Origin of the sequence: Amphibacillus jilinensis Y1 (assembly GCF_000306965.1) — a bacterium.
Lineage (GTDB): Bacteria > Bacillota > Bacilli > Bacillales > Amphibacillaceae > Amphibacillus_C > Amphibacillus_C jilinensis.
This window is the reverse complement of the sequence record NZ_AMWI01000083.1, coordinates 1-542: the sequence shown is the minus strand read 5'-3', so window position 1 is coordinate 542 and position 542 is coordinate 1. Positions and strand designations below refer to the sequence as shown.

The 542-nt window shown below is 39.3% G+C and carries 1 protein-coding gene; it reads right to left on the bottom strand.

Going from position 1 to position 542, the window contains the following annotated elements:
- Positions 1-542 (bottom strand): IS21-like element helper ATPase IstB (istB, locus tag B494_RS0100480; RefSeq protein WP_017470390.1); only part of this gene is annotated, 542 nt, incomplete at both ends.

The window sequence follows — 542 nt, the reverse complement described above, 5'->3', positions numbered from 1 at the left end:
TGTCTTCCCCCTGAAATTGAATAACTTCTACTCGATGTAGAATCCTATCCAAAATAGCTGTGGTGATCCCTTGGTCACCTAATAAATCGCCCCACTCACTTGGTCCCTTATTTGAAGTTAATATAATAGAGGCCTTGTCATGTAAGTCATTAATGAGATGGAAAAAGAGGTTAGCTTCTCTTTGATCCATCGCCATAAACATCAGATCATCAATAATGACCAGATTGGCGGCTCTTATTCGCTTCATCCTAATTTGGGCTTTTCGTGTGAATTCTTCAGCTTTTAAATGTCTTATCAATTCTTCCATCGTTATAAACATAACCTGATAACCTTGGTGAACCGCTTTAATCCCAAGTGCAGTGGCTAAATGTGTTTTTCCAACACCTGCTGGTCCTAACAGGACCAAGTTATATAATTGATCGATCCAGGTTAGCTCACTTAACTGTTTTAGCTGCTTTTGACTTAAGGTTTGTTGCTCATTAAGATTGTACATCTCAAGTGTTGTGTGGGCAGGAAATGCTGCCCACTTTAATTGTCGTTCA